Genomic DNA, 5,269 nt, shown 5'->3' on the forward strand with positions numbered 1-5,269 from the left:
GCGACAGAAACAGCGGCGGCAGCCGTTCTCACAGCGATAAGCGCCGCGGCAACGGCAAAAAAAACAACCGTTTCCCCGTCAGTAAGAATAAGGACGGTAAAACCCGTAACAGCCGTCCGAACGGTCAAAAACGCAAAGACGGCCCGAAGGAACGAAAAGAACCGAACCGTTCCGTTTTCAAACCGTATTTCAAGTCATAATAAAAGGGGCTGTAACAAAATGAGTTTAAAAACTCATTTTGTTACAGCCCTCTTTCTTTCCCATAACTAACACAATAGCTGGCATTTTTCATTTGCGTGAAAAATTGCCAGCTATTGTGTTTAGGCGCACTTATGTTACAGCCCCTTTTTATTATAAGTCTCTCAAAGCGGCAAAACCGTGGGCCGCCTGCGCCGTAAGCACGGCACGACGAACCGCTTTTTCCACCGCCAGGGCCGCCAACTCGCCGACCTGATTGAGATCCGCCTTAGTCCCGCCTGTAGACAGGGCGTAGAGAGAGTCTCCGTCAGCCGTCGTATTGACCGGCCGGATGGAACGGGCCAAGCCGTTGGAAGCAAGGGCGGCGATTTTATTCATTTCCGTTTTAGTAAAGATACCGTTTGTCACGACAAACCCGATCGTCGTATTTGCGGCGGCGCCGTTTTTATCCCATACGTGCAGCCCCTCTTCAGCCAGACACCGCGACGAATCGGCAAAACCGCCGCCGTCGGCACGCCGCATACCTGCAAGAACGGTATTCTTTTCATCATATACATCGCCCAGTGCATTGACGACAACAAGTGCCCCCGCCTGTACATCGCCATGTTGTAAGGCGTATATACCCTGTCCTGATTTCATGGCGAATTCCGCACCGTGCATTTTCCCTACGGTAGCACCGGTACCGGCGCCGAAATTTCCTTCACGGGGATCGTTCATTTCACTGGCCACCGCCGCTTTATATCCCATCGAACTGTCAGGATAGGCCGTACTGTCGCCGCAGGGCAGGTCAAAAACAGAGGAAGCGGCAACCAGGGGGACGATGCCGTAAGCGGTTTCAAAGCCTATATCCCGTTCTTTCAGATACTTCATAACCCCGTCGGCCGCGGCCAGGCCGAAAGCGCTGCCGCCGCATAAAATCACGGCATGAACACATTCCGCTGCGGCTGTCGGTTTCAACAGTTCCGTTTCGCGCGATGCCGGCCCGCCGCCGCGCACATCTATACCGCACGGAGCACCGCCCGGGGCAATGCATACGGTACAGCCTGTACCGCCGCACGTATCTTCGGCATGACCGATGCGTATTCCTTTAATTTCTTTTATATCAATACGGTGCAGCATGGCCTATTTAAGAAAATCCTTCCAGAGCATGGACGGCTGGATCCCGTTATTGTGCTGATATTTGCCGCTTTCGTAACAATCGTATTCGCCGTCTATGTCGTGATAGTAAATTTGGCAAATTTCCACATCCGGATAAATGCGAATCGGCTGGACACAGAATATTTCCAGCGTCCAATACCCGGCAAACCCTACATCGCCGAATCCGGCCGTCACGTGAATAAAAACGCCGAGGCGGCCGACCGACGAACGCCCTTCTAGCATGGGTATATAATTTTCTGTTTTCGTGTACTCATTGGTCCTTCCCAGATAAAGCGTATTCGGCTGCAGCACATACCCTTCTTCGGGCATCCTGATAACCGATACTGAATTCTGCTTTGCCATATCCAGTTCTCTGTCATTGTATACCATCAGTTCATTGTAGAGGGAAAGGTTATAACTGTTCGGATTCACCCGTTTCGGATCGAACGGTTCAATAACGATTTCTTTCCCCATATGCTTGACTATTTCTTTTCCTGAGAGGATCATTATTTCACCTTCTGCTGAATAAATTTTAATCCATTATACCATAAGAATCGAAAAATTCCGCTTTCTCCGAAAAAAATGCCCTAACAAACGGGGCCTTATAGACACAGCAGAACATAAAAAGAAACGCCTTCCTTGCGGAAGGCGCCTCTTTATGCCGTAGCGGCACAAGGGAGTAAAGATTTATTCGTAGTCGTAAAAGCCTTTGCCCGTCTTGCGGCCCAAGTAGCCTGCATTGACATATTGGCGAAGAAGTGCGCTCGGACGATATTTGGGATCGCCGAACCCTTCATACAATACTTCCATAATATGGAGAACAACATCATTACCGATAAGGTCGGAAAGAGCCAACGGTCCCATAGGATGATTGAAGCCGAGCTTGCAGACCGCATCAATATCTTCCTTGGACGCAACACCTTCCATCAAAGCCTGAATGGCTTCGTTGATCATGGGGATAACAACGCGGTTGCCTACGAAACCGGGGAAATCATTAACCTTAACGGGGCTCTTGCCGAGTTCCTGAGACGCTTCGAATACTTTTTTGAACGTTTCGTCAGATGTTGCGATCCCGTTGATGATCTCAATCAGTTTCATGACCGGCGCGGGGTTGAAGAAATGCATGCCGATAACTTTGTCCGGACGGTTGGTAGCGGCGGCAATCTTCGTAATGGGCAAGGACGACGTATTTGATGCCAAAATGGTGTGAGCCGGGCATTTTTCACCCAGATTTTTGAAAATCTGAGCCTTAATCTTCATATCTTCAATAGCGGCTTCCACTACGAGATCGACATCTTTCATGCCGTCTTCCGTAATTTCAACAAAACTTGTAATGCGGCCCATGGCTGCATCTTTGTCTGCCTGCGTCATTTTTTCTTTCGCCACCAATTTCGTGAGGCTCTTATCGATTTTTTTAATACCGCCGTCGATAAATTCCTGTTTGATGTCGTTGAGGACTACGTCACAGCCGTGTGTGAGGAATACCTGAGCAATACCCGATCCCATCGTACCTGCACCAATAACCATTACTTTTTTACAAAACATGTTGAACTCCTCCTTTAGCGTGATTTTTTTCACAGATTTAGCGAAGATAAAGTAATCCTTACCCTTTAAAACCACCTCATTACAGTTATAAGTATATCACCTTTAAGAAAAAAATCCACTGTAAAATACATTATTTATCACAAAAATACGGCTTTAGTATGCTTTTCTCGCCTTATTGTTACCGTGTTGATGACTTTACTGCATTGCCAAGAATATGCAGATGTTTAAATTGTACAAAACGGAACTTATATTTGGGGAATCAAGGGCCCTTACCTGCACCTTATCGCAATATATGAACTACCCGCTTACGGCTCGTCCCGCAAAAATTTTCCGAGCCGGTCGAGCAGATTTTTAGACTGCTCTCCTGTTGACCGGAACCGTTTCAATTCCGTATTCGTTTCCACGTAATTGAGAAAAGAAACAAACGTTTTTTCACTGTCGGCCAGCATTTCGGCATTGGCATGTTCCCATACCGTGCCGTCATGCCGCTCATATCGCTCCAATAAAGCCTGTAAATGGCCGATATCGTACGTTTGTCCCCTTCCGCCCCGGGTAACGGCGTATTCTCGTAAAAGCCGCACGGTTTGAAAGAGCGGGGCTTCGGCTCCGTACGGGCAGAAGCACGTTTCTTTCAGTTCGGCATACCACTTTCTCAGAACAATCTCGAAAAAGGCATATAAAGAAAGCGCCGCGGCTCTTTCATATCTTCGGGCCGCCCATTCCCCCTGCCGCGTATCTTTTTGTTTTTTCACGGCCGCCAGTTGTGCAAAGGCCTTGTAATCGTGCCATAATTCTTCGGACAGTGTCGCATCGTATATATTTACGTTGCCGTTACGAAAAAAAGTGATCCCGATTTTTGAACGCATTGTTATGCCTTTATTTCACTCGTGCAATGGGGGCAGCGTCTTGCGTCTTCCGCCACGGGCTCTTTGCAGAAGGGGCAGAGGCTCGCCTCTACTGCAGCCGCAGGCTTCTTTAAACGGTTAAGCTGTCCGATGATAATGAAAATAGCAAAGGCGATGATAATAAATTCGATTACCGTATTCAGGAAAAGGCCGTACGCAATAACAGGCACGCCCTGCGCCTGTGCCTCAGCAAGAGTTTTAGCCGTCGTTGAACTGAGGGGAATAAAAAAATCGGTAAAATCCACACCGCCGAGAAGGATACCGATAGGCGGCATAATGACATTCGTTACCAACGAGGCTACGATTTTTCCGAAAGCCGCACCGATGACGACGCCGACCGCCATGTCCATGACATTCCCCTGTACGGCGAAAGTCTTAAATTCCTGTAAAAGTGCTTTCATAGTTAAAAACTCCTTTATTAGTAATTATTTTTTATGCCTTCCCTTTTCAAAAAAATCGGGATCAGCCGCAGCCATGCGCTCCATGATTTTATCATAACCGCCCGTGCCGTAGTTCAGGCACCGTTTGATCCGGCTGATGGTGGCCGTACTGGCTCCGGTCTTCTTCACAATATCCTCATAAATATCTCCGGCTCTGAGCATACGAGCTACTTCCAGACGCGCTGAAATAGCCTTCATTTCCTGCACCGTGCAGATGTCCTCAAAAAATTCATAACATTCTTCCAGGGATTTCAACTGTAAAACAGCCTCGAAGAGCTGGTCATGAAGTCCGTCCTTCAGCTTTTCATTAACGCTCACTGCAATCACCCCGCTTCCTGAATAATACCGGATAAATTTGCTCTTTATTATAAGCTACACCTATCGGCTTGTCCATACTTCTTTAAATAGCAAATAAATCAAGCTGTTCATCTTCCGGCAGCTCTCCTAAACAGCCCTGTTCCGCCAAGGCGTCGATCAATGTCTGTCCGACCTTACCTCTGTATTTCAGATCTTCTTTAGACGAGTACGGCTGTTCTTCACGGGCCGCCACGATCTGTTCGGCAACATTTTTCCCCAATCCGTCAAGCGCCGTAAAGGGGAGCAGGATTTTGCCGTCACAGATGATGAACTTCGTGGCATCGGATTTATTAATATCAATGTTCAGAAAAGAGATGCCGCGTAAATTCATTTCCACTACCAGTTCCAACGTCGTATACAGATCTTCTTCAATTTTCGTCGCGTTGTCGCCTTTTGCAGCGATCACCTTCATCGCTTTCCGCGCCGTGTCAAGGCCGTGTACCATCATGGGTATACTGAACGCCTTGGCGCGAACGGTAAAGAAAGCCGCATAATAAGCAAGAGGCTGATTAATCTTATACCAGGCAATACGGAAAGCCATCATGACATAGGCTACCGCATGAGCCCTCGGAAAGAGATAGCCGATTTTCGAGCACGATTGAATAAACCATTCGGGAATATTATTCTTCCGCAATTCGCCTTCATAGTCGGTAGTCTTTCGTCCCGTCGCCTTTTCGGGCTTTATCA

The 5,269-nt window shown here is 47.9% G+C and carries 7 protein-coding genes and 1 pseudogene; 1 reads left to right on the forward strand and 7 read right to left on the reverse strand.

The genetic code is table 11. The annotated features are described in order from the left end of the window. Positions 1–200, forward strand: a pseudogene (locus HMPREF0080_RS10035) (DEAD/DEAH box helicase); the annotation flags it as partial. Positions 201–351: 151 nt separating this feature from the next. On the opposite strand, the gene HMPREF0080_RS04975 reads toward HMPREF0080_RS10035, so the two are convergent. The 7 genes from HMPREF0080_RS04975 to HMPREF0080_RS05005 form a co-directional block, all read right to left on the reverse strand. After that, complete coding sequence (locus HMPREF0080_RS04975; protein WP_006790187.1) at positions 352–1,317, reverse strand: P1 family peptidase; 966 nt, start codon at positions 1,315–1,317, stop codon at positions 352–354. Between the two features lie 3 nt (positions 1,318–1,320). After that, positions 1,321–1,842, reverse strand: coding sequence for a dCTP deaminase (gene dcd, locus HMPREF0080_RS04980; RefSeq protein WP_006790188.1), 522 nt, complete (start codon positions 1,840–1,842; stop codon positions 1,321–1,323). A gap of 180 nt (positions 1,843–2,022) precedes the next feature. Next, a complete protein-coding gene (locus tag HMPREF0080_RS04985; protein ID WP_040347294.1) occupies positions 2,023–2,880 on the reverse strand; it encodes a 3-hydroxybutyryl-CoA dehydrogenase in 858 nt (285 codons plus the stop codon). Between the two features lie 305 nt (positions 2,881–3,185). After that, complete coding sequence (locus tag HMPREF0080_RS04990) at positions 3,186–3,746, reverse strand: hypothetical protein (protein ID WP_006790191.1); 561 nt, start codon at positions 3,744–3,746, stop codon at positions 3,186–3,188. Between the two features lie 2 nt (positions 3,747–3,748). Continuing rightward, positions 3,749–4,186, reverse strand: a complete 438-nt coding sequence (gene mscL, locus HMPREF0080_RS04995; RefSeq protein ID WP_006790192.1) for a large-conductance mechanosensitive channel protein MscL — start codon at positions 4,184–4,186, stop codon at positions 3,749–3,751. A 24-nt stretch (positions 4,187–4,210) separates the two neighbouring features. Then, positions 4,211–4,543: a YerC/YecD family TrpR-related protein gene (locus HMPREF0080_RS05000; protein WP_040347319.1), complete on the reverse strand. Its 333-nt coding sequence runs from the start codon at positions 4,541–4,543 to the stop codon at positions 4,211–4,213. 82 nt (positions 4,544–4,625) lie between these two features. Next, positions 4,626–5,269 (reverse strand): helix-hairpin-helix domain-containing protein (locus HMPREF0080_RS05005; protein WP_006790194.1); only part of this gene is annotated, 644 nt, incomplete at its 5' end.

The organism is Megasphaera geminata F0357 (assembly GCF_000239275.1).
In the GTDB taxonomy this organism is placed as follows: domain Bacteria; phylum Bacillota; class Negativicutes; order Veillonellales; family Megasphaeraceae; genus Megasphaera; species Megasphaera geminata.